The sequence below is a fragment of the Paenirhodobacter enshiensis genome, assembly GCF_000740785.1.
Classification (GTDB): Bacteria; Pseudomonadota; Alphaproteobacteria; order Rhodobacterales; family Rhodobacteraceae; genus Rhodobacter; species Rhodobacter enshiensis.
In genome coordinates this window covers 150687-168330 of sequence record NZ_JFZB01000014.1, presented here as the reverse complement: position 1 = coordinate 168330, position 17644 = coordinate 150687, and the positions used below count along the sequence as shown (strand labels likewise).

At 67.3% G+C, this 17644-nt stretch carries 16 protein-coding genes; 8 read left to right on the top strand and 8 right to left on the bottom strand.

Annotated features, from left to right (window positions below):
- A partial coding sequence (locus CG50_RS09520) for a rhodanese-like domain-containing protein (protein ID WP_394297136.1) occupies positions 1-207 on the bottom strand: 207 nt, incomplete at its 3' end.
- Between the two features lie 197 nt (positions 208-404).
- On the opposite strand from CG50_RS09520, the gene uvrA reads away from it, so the two are divergent.
- The gene (gene uvrA, locus CG50_RS09515) at positions 405-3278 is read left to right on the top strand and encodes an excinuclease ABC subunit UvrA (RefSeq protein WP_036637460.1); all 2874 of its coding nucleotides are present in this window, start codon (positions 405-407) and stop codon (positions 3276-3278) included.
- A 54-nt stretch (positions 3279-3332) separates the two neighbouring features.
- On the opposite strand, the gene CG50_RS09510 is transcribed toward uvrA, so the two are convergent.
- Both CG50_RS09510 and CG50_RS09505 read right to left on the bottom strand, forming a co-directional pair.
- A complete protein-coding gene (locus tag CG50_RS09510; RefSeq protein WP_036637458.1) occupies positions 3333-3719 on the bottom strand; it encodes an RcnB family protein in 387 nt (128 codons plus the stop codon).
- 89 nt (positions 3720-3808) lie between these two features.
- The gene (locus tag CG50_RS09505; RefSeq protein WP_036637456.1) at positions 3809-4834 is read right to left on the bottom strand and encodes an enoyl-CoA hydratase/isomerase family protein; all 1026 of its coding nucleotides are present in this window, start codon (positions 4832-4834) and stop codon (positions 3809-3811) included.
- 230 nt (positions 4835-5064) lie between these two features.
- Here CG50_RS09505 and coaD point away from each other — a divergent pair, with 230 nt between their 5' ends.
- Entirely contained in the window at positions 5065-5562 is a 498-nt protein-coding gene (gene coaD, locus CG50_RS09500; RefSeq protein ID WP_036637454.1) for a pantetheine-phosphate adenylyltransferase, read from the top strand.
- A gap of 36 nt (positions 5563-5598) precedes the next feature.
- Here coaD and gap (CG50_RS09495) read toward each other — a convergent pair whose 3' ends face one another.
- The 4 genes from gap (CG50_RS09495) to CG50_RS09480 all read right to left on the bottom strand — a co-directional run bounded on the left by gap (CG50_RS09495) (position 5599) and on the right by CG50_RS09480 (position 9253).
- On the bottom strand, positions 5599-6600 hold the full coding sequence (gap, locus tag CG50_RS09495) for a type I glyceraldehyde-3-phosphate dehydrogenase (RefSeq protein WP_036637542.1): 1002 nt from the start codon (positions 6598-6600) through the stop codon (positions 5599-5601).
- Between the two features lie 63 nt (positions 6601-6663).
- A complete protein-coding gene (locus CG50_RS09490; protein WP_036637452.1) occupies positions 6664-6807 on the bottom strand; it encodes a hypothetical protein in 144 nt (47 codons plus the stop codon).
- 41 nt (positions 6808-6848) lie between these two features.
- A complete protein-coding gene (gap, locus tag CG50_RS09485; protein ID WP_036637450.1) occupies positions 6849-7853 on the bottom strand; it encodes a type I glyceraldehyde-3-phosphate dehydrogenase in 1005 nt (334 codons plus the stop codon).
- 341 nt (positions 7854-8194) lie between these two features.
- Positions 8195-9253, bottom strand: coding sequence for a flagellar motor switch protein FliG (locus CG50_RS09480; RefSeq protein ID WP_036637448.1), 1059 nt, complete (start codon positions 9251-9253; stop codon positions 8195-8197).
- Positions 9254-9494: 241 nt separating this feature from the next.
- Between CG50_RS09480 and CG50_RS09475 the strand changes: the two genes are divergently transcribed.
- The 6 genes from CG50_RS09475 to CG50_RS17050 all read left to right on the top strand — a co-directional run bounded on the left by CG50_RS09475 (position 9495) and on the right by CG50_RS17050 (position 16165).
- On the top strand, positions 9495-10418 hold the full coding sequence (locus tag CG50_RS09475; protein WP_036637447.1) for a bifunctional enoyl-CoA hydratase/phosphate acetyltransferase: 924 nt from the start codon (positions 9495-9497) through the stop codon (positions 10416-10418).
- Positions 10415-11518 (top strand): acetate/propionate family kinase, encoded by a 1104-nt coding sequence (locus CG50_RS09470; protein WP_036637445.1) that lies wholly within the window; start codon positions 10415-10417, stop codon positions 11516-11518. Before CG50_RS09475 ends, CG50_RS09470 begins: the two co-directional genes overlap by 4 nt.
- A gap of 90 nt (positions 11519-11608) precedes the next feature.
- On the top strand, positions 11609-13123 hold the full coding sequence (locus CG50_RS16235; protein WP_051909829.1) for a YifB family Mg chelatase-like AAA ATPase: 1515 nt from the start codon (positions 11609-11611) through the stop codon (positions 13121-13123).
- 284 nt (positions 13124-13407) lie between these two features.
- Entirely contained in the window at positions 13408-14568 is a 1161-nt protein-coding gene (locus CG50_RS09460) for a heme-dependent oxidative N-demethylase family protein (RefSeq protein WP_051909826.1), read from the top strand.
- Positions 14565-15203: a dimethylamine monooxygenase subunit DmmA family protein gene (locus CG50_RS17055; RefSeq protein ID WP_051909824.1), complete on the top strand. Its 639-nt coding sequence runs from the start codon at positions 14565-14567 to the stop codon at positions 15201-15203. Before CG50_RS09460 ends, CG50_RS17055 begins: the two co-directional genes overlap by 4 nt.
- Positions 15200-16165, top strand: coding sequence for a PDR/VanB family oxidoreductase (locus CG50_RS17050; protein WP_036637440.1), 966 nt, complete (start codon positions 15200-15202; stop codon positions 16163-16165). The genes CG50_RS17055 and CG50_RS17050 overlap by 4 nt, the downstream gene beginning before the upstream one ends.
- A 12-nt stretch (positions 16166-16177) precedes the next feature.
- Here the strand turns inward: CG50_RS17050 and hemG are convergent, their stop codons facing one another.
- Positions 16178-17581 (bottom strand): protoporphyrinogen oxidase, encoded by a 1404-nt coding sequence (gene hemG / locus CG50_RS09445; protein ID WP_051909822.1) that lies wholly within the window; start codon positions 17579-17581, stop codon positions 16178-16180.
- Positions 17582-17644: the final 63 nt, after the last annotated feature.

The window sequence follows — 17644 nt, the reverse complement described above, 5'->3', positions numbered from 1 at the left end:
GTCGCATTTGTTCGCCACCGCAACCAGCGGCACATGCAGCGCGCCCTTGGCCTTGCCGCTCGCGCTCAGCTCGGCCGCCTCGCGCACGTCGAGCAGCGTGACCTCGCCCGCCGCCGCCATGCGCACGGCATCGGCCGGGGCGATCCTTTGCACCTTCGGGCCGCGGCCCATTCCGAACATGCCGAACATCGTCAGTCTTCCTTTCATGCGAAATCCGCCGCAGGGCGGCATCTTCCCGCTATTTAATTCAATCCCGTGAATGTGTAACTGCAAAATTCCGTGCACCTGCCCGGATCGGGGCAGGACCAACGGGGCAGGGTGACACGTTCTCTTTGTGTTCGCACATTTCGTTTGGAAAGCCCGCCGCCATCGCCTATCTAGAGGGCAGGTAAACGGGGGCGGTCATGGCCGAGCAGAAGTTCATCGAGGTCCGCGGCGCGCGGCAGCACAATCTGAAGAATGTCGACCTCGATATCCCGCGCGACAGTTTCACCGTCATCACCGGGCTGTCGGGGTCGGGGAAATCCTCGCTCGCTTTTGATACGATCTATGCCGAGGGTCAGCGGCGCTATGTCGAAAGTCTTTCGGCCTATGCGCGCCAGTTCCTCGACATGGCCGGCAAGCCCGATGTCGACCGGATCTCGGGGCTGAGCCCGGCAATCTCGATCGAGCAGAAGACCACCTCGAAGAACCCGCGTTCGACCGTCGGCACGGTGACCGAGATTTACGATTACCTGCGGCTGCTGTTCGCGCGCGTCGGCGTGCCCTACAGCCCGGCGACCGGCCTGCCCATCGTGGCAAGCCAGGTGCAGGACATGGTGGACCGGGTGATGGCGCTTCCCGAGGGGACGCGCGGCTATCTGCTGGCCCCGGTGGTGCGCGACCGCAAGGGCGAGTATCGCAAGGAATTCGCCGAATGGCAGAAGGCGGGCTTCCAGCGCGTCAAGGTCGACGGCAAGTTCTATGAGCTGGAGGAGCCGCCGGTCCTCGACAAGAAATTCCGCCATGACATCGACGTGGTGGTGGACCGGATCGTGGTGCGTGAGGGGCTGGAATCGCGGCTTGCCGACAGTTTCCGCACCGCGCTCGACCTCGCCGACGGGATTTCGGTATTCGAGCGCGCCCAGACGGCCGAAGAGACCGAGGCCGGCGCCGAGCCCGAGCGCATCACCTTCTCCGAGAAATTCGCCTGTCCGGTGTCGGGCTTCACCATCCCCGAGATCGAACCGCGGCTGTTCTCGTTCAACGCGCCGTTCGGGGCCTGTCCGGTCTGCGACGGGCTGGGGATGGAGCTGTTCTTCGACGAACGTCTCGTGGTGCCGGATCAGTCGCTGAGCATCGCCGCCGGCGCCATCGCGCCCTGGGCCAAATCGAAAAGCCCCTATTTCACCCAGACCATCGAGGCGCTCGCGAAGCACTACGGTTTCGACAAGCGCAAGGCCTGGAAGGACCTGCCGGAGGCGGTGCGCAACCTGTTCCTGAACGGCTCTGGGTCTGAGGAAATCCCGTTCCGGTTCGACGAGGGCGGGCGGGTCTATCAGGTCAGCCGCACCTTCGAGGGGGTTTTGCCGAACCTCGAACGGCGCTACCGCGAGACGGACAGCGCCTGGGTGCGCGAGGAATTCGAGCGCTATCAGAACAACCGCCCCTGCGGTGCCTGCCACGGCTACCGGCTGAAGCCCGAGGCGCTGGCGGTGAAGATCGCCGGGCTGCACATCGGTCAGGTGGTCGAGAAATCGGTGAAAGAGGCGCACGCCTGGATCCAGACCGTGCCCGACACGCTGACCGGCCAGCAAAACGAGATCGCCCGCGCGATCCTCAAGGAAATCCGCGAACGTCTTGGATTTCTTGTGAATGTCGGGCTCGACTATCTGACGCTCAGCCGCGCGGCGGGCACGCTCTCGGGCGGCGAGGCGCAGCGCATCCGACTGGCGAGCCAGATCGGCTCCGGCCTCACGGGCGTGCTTTACGTGCTCGATGAGCCTTCCATCGGGCTGCACCAGCGCGACAACGACCGGCTGCTGAAGACGCTGAAGAACCTGCGCGATCAGGGCAATACGGTTCTGGTGGTCGAGCATGACGAGGATGCGATCCGCGAGGCCGATTACGTCTTCGACATCGGTCCGGGGGCAGGCGTGCACGGTGGCAATGTCGTCGCCAAAGGCACACCCGAGGAGCTGGCGCGCGATCCGGCCTCGATCACCGGGCAGTATCTGTCGGGTGCGCGCCGCATCGAGGTGCCCAAGACCCGCCGCAAGGGGAACGGGAAAAAGCTCACCGTCGTAAAGGCTTGCGGCAACAACCTGAAGAACGTCACGGCGGAGTTCCCGCTTGGCAAGTTCGTCTGCGTGACCGGCGTGTCGGGGGGCGGCAAGTCGACCCTGACCATCGAGACGCTCTACAAAACCGCGGCGATGCGGCTCAATGGCGCGCGCGAGGCGCCGGCGCCGTGCGAGACGATCAAGGGCTTCGAGCATCTCGACAAGGTCATCGACATCGACCAGCGGCCGATCGGGCGCACGCCGCGCTCCAACCCGGCGACCTATACCGGCGCGTTCGGCCCGATCCGCGACTGGTTCGCGGGGCTGCCCGAGGCGCAGGCGCGCGGCTACAAGCCGGGGCGGTTCAGCTTCAACGTCAAGGGCGGGCGCTGCGAGGCCTGTCAGGGCGATGGCGTCATCAAGATCGAGATGCACTTCCTGCCCGACGTCTATGTCGAATGCGAGACCTGCCACGGCAAGCGCTACAACCGCGAGACGCTGGAGGTGACGTTCAAGGGCAAGTCGATCTCGGACGTTCTCGACATGACGGTCGAGGACGCGCAGGAGTTCTTCAAGGCCGTCCCCTCGATCCGCGACAAGATGGATGCGCTGGTCGAGGTCGGCCTCGGTTATGTCAAGGTCGGTCAGCAGGCGACGACGCTTTCGGGTGGCGAGGCGCAGCGCGTCAAGCTGGCGAAAGAGCTGAGCCGCCCCGCGACCGGGCGCACGCTTTACATCCTCGACGAGCCGACCACGGGGCTGCATTTCGAAGACGTCCGCAAGCTGTTGGAAGTGCTGCACAAGATCGTCGACAACGGAAATACCGTGGTGGTGATCGAGCATAACCTCGACGTCATCAAGACCGCCGACTGGATCATCGACATTGGCCCCGAGGGCGGTGACGGCGGTGGCGAGGTGGTCGCCGTGGGCACGCCCGAGGACATCGCCGCCAGTCCGCGCAGCCATACCGGGCGTTATCTCGGACCGCTGCTGCGCCGGTTTCAGGCGGCGGAATAACGACCGGGCGCGGCCTGTGAAGTCCGCGCCCGGTTTTTGAACGCCGATCCGGCCTCAGCGTGCGCCGAGCAGATCCCTCGTCAGGCCGATGATTGCGACGATTCTGGCGGTCTGATCGTCGACGCGCACGACCCGATCGTCCATGATGCGGTAATGCTGGCCCTTCGGCGGCGGCGGCAGGCGGCTGTCGCGGGCCTGTTGCAGCATCGGGGCGCGGCGCGCCGATTCGCCGACATGTGGAGCGTGATTCTGCGGCTTGCGCAGCTTCTGCTGCGGGGCTGCGTTTTGCGCGTTGCGATGCGTGGGGGAAGGTTGGGCCGCGCAGGGCTGACCGCCGGGGCAGGCGGTCGCCGGAGTCTCCGCCGAGGCTGTCGACCCGAGCCCGAGCGCCAGCCCCGTCGCCAGAGCGGCGATCATCGCACCATTCGCCATCTTTCGCATGTCCTTCTCCTGTTCGGATTGCGGTCATGTAACGCGCCGGAGCGACGGTTCCGTCGCGCCGGCGGCATGGCCTTCCGGCGGCAGCCGGTTCAGGCGAAGTCGATCCGCCACTCTGCGGGCACCGGGGCGAGCATGGCGTCGACCAGGTCGGGCGGCAGTGTCGCGAGGCTCCAGCGCCAGCGTGGGGTGCGGTCCTTGTCGATGATCTGGGCGCGCACGCCTTCGAGGAAATCGCTGTGCTCGGCCGCGCGCAGCGTGAAGCGGAACTCGTTCGACAGCGCGTCGCGGATTGTCGGAGTGGCACGGGTCATCCGCACCAGACGCAGCGTCGCCTGCTCGGACAGGGCGGATTTCTGCAAGATCACGTCCAGCGTCTCGCGGGCGAAATCGCTGTCCATCGCCCGCAGGCGTTCCACGATTTCGCGGACATCCGCGCCCGAGAAGGCCGCGTCGATCTCGGGGCGCAGCGCCGCAAGGCGGCCGGGCTCGGGCGGCATCAGCCCGGTGGGCAGCACTCCGGGGTCGCCGGTCTCGGCCAGCTTCGCCTTCAGCGCGGGCCAGTTCGCCTCCGGGATGAACAAATCGGCGAATCCCGCATAGATCGCATCGGCTGCGTTGATGCGCGATCCGGTTACCCCGAGATATTCGCCGATCCGCCCGGGAGACAGCGCCAGCACCAAAGAGCCGCCGACGTCCGGCACCAGCCCGATTCCGGTTTCGGGCATGGCGACCTGAGTGGTCTCACCGATCACCCGGTGCGAGCCGTGCCCCCCGAGGCCCACGCCTCCGCCCATCACGAAGCCCTGCATGAAGGCGATCACCGGCTTCGGGTATTCCTTGATCTTGGCATTCATCCGGTATTCGTCGCGCCAGTAGGCCCCCCCGGCGGCGAAATCCCCGGCCTTTCCGGCATGATAGACCGCAGCGATGTCGCCGCCCGCACAGAAGGCACGGCTGCCTTCGGCATCGATCAGGATCAGATCGACCTCCGGATCGTCGCGCCAGGCATCGAGTGCCGCCTCCAGCGTCTGCGCCATCTCGTGGTCGAGTGCGTTCAGCGCCTTCGGACGGTTGAGGGTCAGCCTGCCGGCCCGGCCCTCCTTGCGTGCGATCATCGTTTCTGTCAACGGTCCCCTCCCGAACTGTGGACGGCACGGCCACCTGGCCGCGCTCCGGCCCCTACCGTGCCGCCCGTCGTGTCGTCGTGCAATCCCAAAGCGGTGGCGACCGGGGCGGGCTTGCTGCGTTTCGCCGCGTTCTTCGCGGCGAACGGGGTTGCAAAGGCCTCGGGATTGCTGTTCTCGTGCGACCGAATTATCGCACAACGTGTCCAGGGAGGACCTCCATGCGCATCGGCCTTTATCCCGGCACGTTCGATCCGGTCACGCTCGGTCATCTCGACATCATCGAGCGCGCGGCGGCCCTCGTGGACCGTCTGGTGATCGGGGTGGCGATCAACCGCGACAAGGGGCCGCTGTTCTCGCTGGACGAGCGGGTGGGGATGCTCGAAGCGGAATGCGCCGGGCTGACCCGGCGTCTCGGCACCGAGATCGTCGTCCATCCGTTCGAGAACCTGCTGATCCATTGCGCGCAGGACGTGCAGGCGAACGTGATCGTGCGCGGATTGCGCGCCGTCGCCGATTTCGAATACGAATTCCAGATGGTGGGGATGAACCGCTCGCTGAATGCCCAGATCGAGACGGTGTTCCTGATGGCCGATGCCCGCCGGCAGGCGATCGCCTCGAAGCTGGTCAAGGAAATCGCCCGGCTCGATGGCGACGTGTCGAAATTCGTCACCCCTCTGGTCGAGGACAAGCTTTTGAAAAAACTGGGGAAGCGCTGAAGGGAAGGGCAGGGCGCAAAGGCCCCGCCCCCCGGATCAGATCAGCTTGCCCATCGCGAGCGCGGTGTCGATCATCCGCTCCGAGAAGCCCCATTCGTTGTCATACCACGACAGGATGCGCACCATCGTGCCGTCCAGCACCCGGGTCTGATCCATGTGGAAGACCGAGGAATGGCTGTCGTGGTTGAAGTCCATCGAGACGTTCTTCCACTTGGTATAGCCGAGGATACCCTTCATCGGCCCGTCGGCAGCGGCGCGGATCGCTTCGTTGACCTCTTCGACGGTCGTCGGTCGGGAGGCTTCGAACGTCAGATCGACGACCGAGACATTGGGCGTCGGCACCCGGATCGCCACACCGTCGAGCTTGCCGTTCAGCTCGGGCAGGACCAGCCCGACGGCCTTGGCCGCGCCGGTCTTGGTGGGGATCATGCTCAGCGCCGCGGCGCGGGTGCGATAAAGATCCTTGTGCAGCGTGTCGAGCGTCGGCTGATCGCCGGTGTAGCTGTGGATCGTGGTCATGAACCCTTTCACGATGCCAATCGAATCGTTCAGCACCTTGGCGACCGGCGCGAGACAATTGGTGGTGCACGACGCGTTCGAGACCACGATATCGGCGCTGGTCAGGACGGAATCGTTGACGCCGAACACCACGGTCTTGTCCGCGCCCTCGCCCGGGGCCGAAATCAGCACGCGTTTCGCTCCGCTTGCCAGATGGGGCAGGCACTTCTCTTTCGACGTGAAGATCCCGGTGCATTCGAGCGCGACATCCACCCCCACCCAGGGCAGTTCGGCGGGATTGCGCAGCGCGGTCACCTTGATCGGCCCGCGGCCTGCGTCGATCCAGTCTTCGCCCGTGGTGACCTCATGCGGGAAGCGGCCATGCACCGAATCGAAGCGCAGCAGATGCGCGTTGGTTTCGACCGGCCCGAGGTCGTTGATCGCCACAACCTCGATATCTTCGCGCCCCGATTCGACGATCGCGCGCAGCACGTTGCGCCCGATCCGGCCGAAGCCGTTGATTGCCACCTTCACCGTCATCGCCATCTCTCCTGGAATCGCCCGGCGCATCCCGCTGCACCCGCACGGCCGAGTGCAGCACAATCAGCGCCAGAACGCTACCCAGTTGATCAGATCGAAGGTTTTCTGAGCCAGGAATAACAGCCCCTCGCCGCCGTCGAAAACAGCATCCGCGGCGGCGCCGAGCACAATCACAGCGGCGAGCCCCAGGGCAATGCGGTTGGTCATCGACACTCCCCCAAGGTTCACCGCCCTGTCGGGCTGTCGGATCAGCGCGTCAGCCGGCCCATCGCCTCGGCCACGTCGGCCATGCGGCAGGAGAACGCCCATTCGTTATCATACCACGACATCACCCGCACCAGACGGCCGCCGGTGACCTTGGTCTGCTCCGGCGCGAAAATCGAGGATTGGGTGGTGTGGTTGAAGTCGATCGAGACCTTGGGTTCCGGATCGTAGCCCAGAACCACGCCCAGAGGGCCCGCCGCGGCTTCGCGCATGATCTCGTTCACCTCGTCGCGGGTGACCGATTTCGCGGCGACGAAGGTCAGATCGACCGCCGAGACATTCGGCGTCGGCACCCGCAGCGAGGTGCCATCGAGGCGTCCGGCCAGTTCCGGCAGCACCTCGCCGATGGCCTTGGCGGCGCCGGTCGAGGTCGGGATCATCGCCAGCGCCGCAGCGCGGGCGCGATAGAGATCCTTGTGCCGGCGGTCGAGCGTCGGCTGGTCGCCGGTATAGCTGTGGATCGTGGTCATGATGCCCGATTCGATGCCAATCGCGTCATTCAGCACCTTGGCGAGCGGCGCCAGACAGTTGGTCGTGCACGAACCGTTCGACACCACCAGATGTTCGGGCGTCAGCTCGTGGTCGTTGACACCGAAGACCACGGTCTTGTCCACGCCCGTCGCCGGAGCCGAGACCAGAACGCGCTTCGCCCCGTGCTGCAGATGCACCGCCGCCTTGTCGCGCGCGGTGAACTTGCCGGTGCATTCCATCACCACATCGACGCCGGACCAGTCCAGATCGTCGGGGTTGTAGGTCGACATCACCTCGATCGGGCCCTGACCGAGGTCGAGCGTATTGCCCTCGACCGCGATGGTTCCGGGGAAGCGGCCGTGGACCGAGTCGTATTTCAGCAGATGCGCGTTGGTTTCGATCGGGCCGGTGGCGTTGATCTTGACGACCTTGACATCGGTGCGTGCGGCCTCGGCGATATGGGCCAGCGTGCAGCGACCGATGCGGCCGAAACCGTTGATGCCGATGGTGACGGTCATGTGCGCTCTCCTGTGCGGCGCGGGCCGGGGGGCCTGTGCCTCTCCATGATTTCGGCGCAGCAGATAGCACGGCCGGAAGCACAGGAAAACACGCTTCCTCAGGGTGATAGCGGAAACATGGCCTGGTTGCGATAACATCGGCGAGGTTTGGCGAACGGCGTCGTTCCGCGCCTGCTTTTCGCTGCCGGCCCCCGGCGGTGAAAACCGTCCGGGACATGGGGCAGGGATTGGCATCGTGTCACCGAAACGCAGGGTAAAGCTGTGCCGGCGGCGGGCAAAGGGCACGATTCGGACTGCCTGCTTCCCGAGACCGGCCCGTGGCCTCGTCCTGAACCGGCTGGTCATTCCTCGTCTCCGGCGGCAAAGCGGATCTCGCCAGACGCTTCCAGATCGCGGATCGCTGTGACGATCTCGTTCTGAGCCGCCTCGGCCTCCGACGGACGGGTCTTCTCGCGTTGCGACATCTCTTCGCGCAGGCTTTCGGCCATGCGCTGCGAGATATTCGCCAGAATGAAGTCGCGCGCCCCGGTCTCGGGCGGGGCCGTGGCGGCGGCCAGCGCAGTGATCAGAACGCTCTGATCCACCGCTCGCAGGATTTTCGGGACGTCTCTCGGCTCGATCCGCTGAGGGATCAGTGCGAAGGTGAAGATCGCCTTGCGCACCTGATCGGCAAAGCCGCGGTCCTGCTCCTCCAGCCCTTCGAGCACGCTGTCGCGCACCGCCGAGGCCGACTGGTTGAGAATCGCGCCCACCCGTTCCACCGGCCCCTCCTCGAAGGCGCGCGCGGGCACCGCATCGAGCTGTTGCAGCAGCACGACACCGATCCGCAGCACCACTTCGGGCGCGATGTTGCCGGTCAGGGACACCGCATAGGCCAGCGCACGGGCCTTTTCGCCGGGCACCTGGCCGAGAAGCTCCGCCGCCCGTCCGATCGGCAGCTTCGACAGCATTACCGCCCCGACCTCGACACTCTCCTCGCTCAGCACCCCCGCGAGCGTCGCCCCCGACAGCTCGGCGATCCGCTCCCACGGATCGCTTTGCCCGGTGCTCGACACCATCCGCCTCAGCCGGCTCGCCGCCGTGGTCGACAAATGGCCGTCAAGCAGGCTCAGCGCCTTGTCCAGACTGTCGGGGAAAGTCAGACCGATCCGCTCGATCTCCGAGCAGAACTCCTCGACGATCTCGTTCAGCGTATCGCGGTCGACCGGGCGCATCTGCGTCATCTGCCCGGCGAGCAAGGTCTGGATCTCGTCGCTCAGCGTCGCGAGGGGCAGTTCCACCCCTTCGGAGGCCAGCAGCCGCACGATCACCGCGGCCTTTTGTCGGGGCGACAGCATCGGCCGCAGGTTTCCCTCGACCGAAAACTGCTCTCCCGCGCCCTTCCGTGCGATGACGGTCATCGGTCCTCCTGCCGCTCACGGATCCGCAGCTTGCCCCGGCTCAGGTTAACGTCCGGTTTCCAGGTGCCGCTTTTTCTCTTTCGGCTTTCTGCAAATATCCCGGGGGTCAGGGGGCAGCGCCCCCTGGCGGCGCTCTCCGCCGGTGATCCCGCTCCCGAATCTGCTCACGCGATGTCGCGCCGAAGGGGCATGGTCCGGGGCGGGATGTGCGCCTATGGTGAAGCCGAATCCGGAGGCCCCCATGGATCATTACAGCGAACTCCTCGGCCGCTGCGCACAGCTTCCGCCGTTGCGCACCGCCGTCGTCCACCCTGTCCAGCACACCGTCTTCGAGGCGGTGCGCGAGGCGATGGAGCAGCACCTCATCGCGCCGGTGCTGATCGGCCCGGCGGCGAAGATCCGTGCGGCCCTCGCTCAGGCCGGAGAGCGCGAATCGGATTACGAGATTGTCGACACCGAGCACAGTCACGCCGCTGCCGCGAAAGCGGCCGAGATGGCAGCCTCGGGCGTGGTCGGCGCGATCATGAAGGGCTCGCTGCATTCGGACGAGCTTCTGGCGGCCGTTGTGGCCCCCGAGGCGGGGTTGCGCACCGAGCGGCGCATCAGCCACGCCTTCATGATGCTGACCCCGGACTATCCGCGCCCCTTCCTGATCACCGATGCGGCCGTCAATATCGCCCCCGACCTGACCGGCAAGGCCGATATCGTGCGCAACGCCGTCGGGCTGTGGCGGGTGCTGTGGGGGCCGGCGTTACCCCGGGTTGCCATTCTCGCTGCGGTCGAGACGGTCAATCCGAAGATGCAGGCGACGCTCGATGCGGCGGCTCTGTGCAAGATGGCCGACCGCGGCCAGATCGCACAGGCTGTGCTTGACGGTCCGCTCGCCTTCGACAACGCCGTCAGCACCCGTGCGGCGCAGGAAAAGGGCATCGTCTCGCCGGTCGCGGGGCAGGCCGACATTCTCGTCGTGCCCGATATCGAGGCCGGCAACATGCTGGCAAAACAGCTTATTTTTCTTGGCGGCGCGGATGCTGCGGGGATCGTTCTGGGCGCACGCGTGCCGGTGATCCTGACCAGCCGCGCCGACAGCGTGCGGGCGCGGCTGCTGTCTTGCGCGCTTGCCGTGCTGATGGACGAGGGCCGCCGCCGCGGGACGCTGAAATGACGCCTGTCATCCTGACGCTGAACGCGGGCTCGTCGAGCCTGAAATTCCGGGTCTTCTCGCGCGACGGGCTGGTGCGCCTGGCCAAGGGTGCGGTCAGCCGCATCGGCGGTGCTGCCACGCTGAAGGCGGGGCTGACCGGCTCCGAAGAGGTGCCTGTCCCGCTCGCAGAGGGGGCGGATCACGCGGTGGCACTGAAGGGGGTGCTCGACTGGGTGATGGCGCATGGCGCCGACTGGCAGATCGGTGCGGTCGCGCACCGGATCGTGCATGGTGGCACCAAATACACGGAATCGACCCTCGTCACCCCCGAGGTGATGGCCGATCTCGAAGCGCTGATCCCTTATGCGCCACTGCATCAGCCGCATGGGCTCGAGGCGATCCGGGCTTCGGACGCGCTGCTCGGCCATATCCCGGACGTCGCCTGCTTCGACACCGCTTTCCATACCGGGCGCGACCCGCTGTTCACCCATTTCGCCCTGCCGCCCGAGCTTTACGAGATGGGCGTGCGCCGTTACGGCTTTCACGGGCTGAGCTATCAGTGGCTTGCGCATGTGCTCGAAACCGACCGGCCCGATCTCGCCCGCGGGCGGGTGATCGCGGCGCATCTGGGCAACGGGGCGAGCCTGTGCGCGCTTCACGACGGGCGCAGCGTCGATACCACCATGGGCATGACCGCGGTCGACGGGGTGCCGATGGGCACGCGCTCGGGCGCGGTGGATCCGGGCGCGATCCTGCTGCTGAAGCGCAGCTTCGGCATGAGCCTGACGAAGATCGAAGACCTTCTTTACAACCGTTCGGGGCTGCTCGGTCTGTCGGGCAAGTCAAACGATGTCGCGGCGCTTCTGGCGGATGGCAGCGAGACCTCGCGTTTCGCTCTCGACTATTTCTGTATGCGGGTGGCGCAGGCCGCGGCGGGGCTGGCGGTGTCGCTCGGAGGTGTGGATGCGCTGGTGTTCACCGGGGGCATCGGCGAGAACGCCGCCCCGATCCGCGAGCGCGTGGCCGAACGCCTTGCCCCCTTGGGCACGTTCGAGACGCTGGTGATCGACGCCAACGAGGAGCGCATGATGGCGATGGAGGCGCTGCGTCTGATCGGCTGAGCCGGTCGGGGCGCAGCCGGCTGTTAACCTTTCGTCAACCATCCCGCGCCTAGCCTTGCCTTCGGAACCTGTTGCAGCCCGGGGGGCGTCATGGTCTCGCGCACATTCACCGTTGCCTTCGAAGGCGCCGAGGCCCGCCTGGTCGAAGTTCAATGCGCGCTCTCGCCGGGGCTGCCGGGATTCGCGGTCGTCGGGCTGCCCGACAAGGCGGTGAACGAGGCGCGCGACCGGGTGCGCTCGGCGCTCGGTGCGCTTGGGGTCGCGCTGCCGATGCAGCGCATCACCGTGAACCTCTCGCCCGCCGATCTGCCGAAGATCGGTTCGCATTTCGATCTGCCGATCGCGTTGTGCCTGCTGGCCGCGATCGGGGTGCTGCCGCCCGAGCGGGTGGAGGCGGTGATGTCGTTGGGCGAGCTGTCTCTCGACGGGCGGCTATTGCCGGTGGCGGGCGCGCTGCCTGCGGCGGTGGCCGCGGCCGCGGCAGAGGTCGAACTGATCTGTCCGTCCGAAAGCGGGGCAGAGGCCGCATGGGTGCCGGCGGCACGGGTGGCGGCGGGGGCGACGCTCGATGCGCTGATCGCGCATCTGAGCGGCCGGATGCCACTGCCGGAAATCCGCCCGGGCCTTGTCGCCGCGCCTGCGAGTGGCGGAGATCTTCGTGACGTGCGCGGCCAGATGCGGGCGAAACGGGCGCTGGAAATCGCGGCGGCGGGCGGGCATCATCTGCTGATGGTCGGTCCGCCGGGGGCGGGAAAGTCGATGCTGGCGGCGCGTCTGCCGGGCCTTCTGCCCGAGGCGACGGCGCGCGAAGCCCTTGAAACCTCGATGATCCATTCGGTAGCAGGGCTGCTCGGTCCGGGCGGGATCACCCGCGCGCGGCCGTTTCGCGAGCCGCATCACACCGCCTCGGTCGCGGCGATGGCGGGGGGGGGGCGCGGCGCGCTGCCGGGCGAGATCAGCCTCGCCCACAATGGCGTTCTGTTCCTCGACGAGCTGCCGGAGTTCCCGCGCGCCGTTCTCGAAGTGCTGCGCCAGCCGCTGGAGACCGGCACCGTCACCGTGGCGCGGGCGAATTCGCATGTGAGCTATCCCAGCCGCTTCCAGCTGGTCGCCGCGGCCAATCCCTGCCGTTGCGGTCATGCCGGGGACGCGGAGCGCACCTGTTCCAGCGCACCCGATTGCGGGGCGAAATATCTCGGACGGATCTCGGGGCCGCTGCTTGATCGGTTCGATCTGCGCTTCGAGGTGCCGCCCGTGCCCTGGGCCGATCTGGCCGAGGCGCCGGCGGGCGAGGATTCGGCCACGGTCGCGGCCCGTGTCGCCGCAGCTCGGGCACGGCAGGCACAGCGCTATGCCGCGCTCGGCGAGGGGCGGGCGAATGCCGAGGTGCCGGGGGCCGCGCTCGATCAGGTGGTGGACCTCGATGCCGAGGGGCGCGGGCTTCTCGGTCGCGCGGCGGAGCGTCTGGGGCTGAGCGCGCGCGGCTGTCACCGGGTGCTGCGCACCGCGCGCACCATCGCCGATCTGGCGGGTTCGGCTTCTGTGCGCGCCCCGCATCTCGCCGAGGCATTGAGCTTTCGGCTGCCCGTCGGCGCCGCTGGCTGAGGGGGCGAGGGGCACAGGCAAGGGGAAGATCGGGAGAAACAGAAAACGACTCAGGCGGGCCGACCTGCCTGTTTCTGCGGCGGGGAGGAGGCCTTGTTTTCCTGGCCGTATTTCCGGGATGCCGTATTTCTGTGCAAATATTCCGCCGCTTCCCCGTATTCTTGCCCAAAACCGCGCTTGCCCGGCTCGGGGCCTCTTGTCCCCTCCGGACACGCCTGTCTAATCGGTCTCATGCACGGGCGAAACCTCTCGTGCTGTTCAGGAATTCTCCAGGACGCAAGACCATGACCACCGTTTCTCCGATCCCGGTTGCGCCTGCGGCCCCGGTGCCGCCGATCCGCCCGCAGACCAGGCCGCCGATGGGGCCGCTGACCGATCCGGCCTTCCTCGCCCGCCACGGCGATGTCTATGCGGGGGCGCTCACTTTCCGCAATTCCGACGCCGGCATCCTGCGCTTTCCCTTCCCTTTCGCGGCCGACAGCCACCGGATGTATGTCAACATCGAGCCGCATGACCGCACCGGCGCGACCGAGGCCTTCCACGCCGCCTTCGACATAGACGAACATTACCTCGCCGCCGTGGCCGAGCGTGCGAACACCATCGCGCGCGATCCGACCCGCTCTCAGGCACTGCCCCACATGATGGAAGCGCAGTGGGAAGCGATGGAATTCGTCATGGAAAACATGGCGATGGACTTCCCGCAGCAGTTCTCCTTCTCGCGCGAGGGGGACAGGGGGCTGTGGATCAACCACCCCCTCGGGATCGAGCGGCGCCTCACCTTCGGCGATGCGACGACGCTGCCCTGCGATCCGCTCGAATACATCGCGCGGCAGATGCAGGGCGATATCATCTTGCTCGACCAGCGCGGCGACACGTTCTTCGCCGATGCCGGCGTGGTGACCGAGGCGAGCGGCTGGTCCTTCGATTTCATCGTCGGCGCGGATTGGATGAGCATCCACGGCCCGGTCCCCGGCAAGTCCGAGAACAGCGTGATCGACCGTGCGCGCCGCATGACGCTGTCGCTCGCCCCGGGCGCGCCGCAGCGGCGGGTGAACTGGATGTTGCAGATGCGCCCGCGGATGGATGTCTCGATGGAGAACCGGCCGGTCTGGATGCACGATTACGACGACCGTTCGGCCGCACATCTGCCCGATACCGTGGTGATGCGGGTCGAGTTCCAGCAGCTTTACCGCCTGCCGCGCAGCAATGCCGTGGTCTTCGTGCTGCGCAACTACCTCGCCACGATGCGCGAGCTGTGCCGGGTGCGCAAATGGGCGGTTCGGATGCACCGGGTGTTTCGCGATTTCGATCCGACGCTCGACCGTTACGCGACGCTGCCGGAACGTCCCGCGCTGGTCGAGTGGCTCGCGCGCTTCGACGACGGACGCGAGACGAGCCCCGGCCGCGGCCCTGACCAAAGCGTGCTGGACGCGCCCGCATCATGAGCGAAACCGCGATGATCCCGCCTGCGAAGCCCGCGCCCGCGAATCCCGCGCCCACGATGCGCACAATGGTCACGCATCGCTTCGGCGCCTCGACCTTGCCGAAGCGGCAGCCGCTCAGCTGGAAACCCGCACTCGACCATATCGTCGTGGGCTCGGGTCCGGGCGTCGGGGTTCTGGCGCGGCTTCTGGACACGCCGCCGGAGGGACGGGTCGAGGGCGTGATCCTCGGCTCCGATGCCGCGGATCTGCCCGAAACCATCGCCCGCACCGAAGACCCGGCCCGTTTTGCGGCACTGCTCGCCGAGTGCCTCGCGAATGCGCCGATGGGGGCCGAGCTTTACGCCGCCGGCCCAGAGGCCTTCCTGACCGAGGTTCAGCGCATCGCGACCGCCGCGGGCTTTCCCCCCGATGCCGTTATGACCGAGCGCGCCGGCAGCGCCGCGCGCGATTGCCAGTGCGCGCATTGCAAGACCGTCATCCGCGGGTTGACGCACCGGTTCTGCATCTGCCCCGCCTGCGGGCTGTCGCTTCTGGTGCGCGATCACTTCTCGCCCCGGCTCGGGCTGTATCAGGCGGTGGCGATCTCGCCCACGGATCCGCGCATCGCGATTTATCGGGAGACCGTTCTGGAATGAGCCTCGCGACCGAATTCCTCGACCTCGTGGTCGAGAGTATCGAGCAAGTCTCGGCCACCGCGCGCCGGTTTCGCTTCGTCCATCCCGAGGGCGATGAACTGCCGCCGTTCTCGCCCGGCGCGCATGTGACGTTGTTCCTAGACACGCCCGAAGGGCGGCTGAGGAATGCCTATACGCTCTCGGGTCCGGTCGATGACCGGCTGGGCTATTCGGTGACGGTGCAGCGCGAAGAGGCAGGGCGGGGCGGCTCTCGTTTCCTGCACGACCGGGTGCGGCCGGGCGACCCGATCCGCCTGCGCGCGCCGCTGAACTACTTTCCGATCAACCACCTGGCGCGCCATCATGTGTTCATCGCCGGCGGCATCGGCATCACGCCGTTCCTGAGCATGATCGCCGAGGTCGCGGCCCATGGCACCGGGTTCGAGCTGCATTACGCCTTCCGCAGCCCCGATCACGCCCCCTATGCCGAGGCACTGCGCGCGCGTTACGGACAAAATATCCACCTGTGGGACAGCAGTCAGGGCAACCGGATGGACCTGCGCGCGATCCTCGCCTGTCAGCACGCGGGGGCGCAGCTTTACACCTGCGGGCCGCTTCGGCTGATCGACGCGGTCGAGGACACCGCCGCCGCCATCGGCTGGCCGCGCTCGCATGTGCAAAGCGAGCGGTTCCGCGCCGTCACCGACGGGGCGCCCTTCGCGGTCCGGCTGGCCTCGAACGGCGAGACGGTGCGGGTCGGCGCGCATCAAAGCCTGCTCGACGCGCTCGAAGAAAGCGGCCATCCGGTCGATTACATGTGCCGGGTCGGCCATTGCGGGCGGTGCTGCGTCGGCGCGCATCCGGGGCGGGGCCAGCTGATCCACAACGACCAGACCCTGACCGAGGACGAGCACGCCGCGAACGACTGCATCATCCCCTGCGTCTCGCGCTATCGCGGCGAGGATCTGACGCTCGATCTTTAAGGCCGGCGATCTTTAAGGCCGCTCCGCCAGCTGCGCCGCGAGCGTCAGCCCGTTGGTCACGCAATCGGTCATGCTGATGCCGCCGCGCCAGTTGCCGGTGAGCGTCAGGCCGGGCATCAGCTCTTCGCGCGCGGCGATTGCGGCGATGCGGTCGAGATGGCCGATCTCGTATTGCGGGATCGCCTCGGGCCAGCGCCGGACATGGCGCCAGACCGGCGGCGCGCTCAGCCCCAGCAGATCGCCCAGCTCGCGCATCGCGATCCCGGTCAGCTCGTCGTCCGAGAGCGTCACCGCCCCGGGATCGAGCCGCCCGCCGATGAAGGCCGAGATCAGCTTGCCCCCCTCGGGCGCGCGGCCCGCGAACAGCGTCGAGGGGAACAGCGCACCGAGCGTGCGACGCCCCTCGGGGCGCGGCAACAGCACCCCGAAAGCGTCGAGCGGATGCGCCACCGTGCCGGGCGCGAAGCCGAGCGCCAGCGACGCCATCGGCGCATAGACGATCTGGTTCAGCAGCGCGGCGATTTCCGCATCGAGCGGTTCAAGCAGTGCCGCCGCGGCCTTCGCCGGCACCGCCAGAACGAGCTGCCGCGCCTCACGGATCTGGCCCTTCGCCTCGACCTGCCACAGATCGCCCACCCGCGCGATCCGGCTGACGGGGGTGTCGAGCATCACCTCGGCATGGTCGGCCAGACGGTCGGCCAGACGCTCCGGCAGGGTCTGCAACCCCTTCGGAAAACTCGCGATTACGCTGCGCCAGCCCTTCGGCGGGCGCGGGAAGGGCGAGGGGGCGGGTTTCGTCACCATCTTCGCCAGCGCGCCGCGCAGGATCGAGCCATGCCCGCTTTCAAGCGCCGCAAGCCGCGGAAACGCCGCCTGCACCGACAGCCGCGCCGGATCGCCGCCGAAGATCCCCGACACGAACGGATCGACGAAAGAGCGCAGCATCGCCGGACCGAGACGGCGCGACACGAACCCCGCCACGGTTTCCTCGCCCTTGGCCGGTGCGATCCACGGCTCGCGCAGCAGCCAGGGCCAGACCGGGCGCATCAGCGGGCTCGTGAGCGCCGAGACCGGCCCCGAGGGCAGCGCGACCATCTGCCCCTGCGAGACGACATAACGGCGCGCCGCGCGCTGATCGGCGAGGATCGCCTCCTCCGTCAGTCCGAGATCGGCAAGCAGCGCGTAAAGCGGCGCCTTGACCATCAGCGTGTTGGGCCCGGTCTCGGTCTGCCATCCGTCTTCGCGAAGCGTGCCGATCACGCCGCCCGCGCGCGGTGCCGCCTCGATCAGCGCGATGCGCTTGCCTGCGCGGGCAAGCCCCCAGGCTGTCGTCAGCCCGCTGATCCCGCCGCCGATCACGATGGTGTCGAGAGGGGCGGCATCGGAAGGGGTGCCGGTCTGGTCATGGTCGGTCATGTTCGGGTCTCCGGTGGAGCGGCGTGGGTTCGGGGGGCAGGATAGACCAACGCCCGGGGCAAG